We start from the raw sequence: 350 nt of genomic DNA, 5'->3' as shown, positions 1-350 counted from the left end.
TTCACTCAAAAGGGCGTGCTTGCAGCGCGACAAATGTTCCAGCACGGGTTTCTGCGGCCCGAGGTGGCGCAAGAAGCCGCTGATGCGCGATTGGGTTTGTGCCATATTGGGGCAGGCGGCCTCGGTCTGATGAGTGCCCACAAGCCCTTCGATCCTGTTGACCGCGTCTTCCAGTTCCTCGATGTGGTCATCAACCTCGTCAAGGTGTTCTTTGATAAGATCAGCCAGAAACTCACCCGGAGTGGTTGGGCCTGTGCCTGCGGACAACCTTTGATGAAGGGCCAGAATCGGGTCAACATCGGCCTCGCGTGTGGTAATGACGCGCGTCTTGTCGATCAAGATCCTGATCG

At 57.1% G+C, this 350-nt stretch carries 1 protein-coding gene; it reads right to left on the bottom strand.

The window, feature by feature from the left end:
• Window positions 1-339 (bottom strand): CorA family divalent cation transporter (locus tag HBA93_RS19570; protein ID WP_286202077.1); only part of this gene is annotated, 339 nt, incomplete at its 3' end.
• Window positions 340-350: the final 11 nt, after the last annotated feature.

It is taken from the genome of Ochrobactrum sp. SFR4, from assembly GCF_019730395.1.
In the GTDB taxonomy this organism is placed as follows: domain Bacteria; phylum Pseudomonadota; class Alphaproteobacteria; order Rhizobiales; family Rhizobiaceae; genus Pseudochrobactrum.
This window is presented reverse-complemented; position numbering and strand designations above follow the sequence as displayed.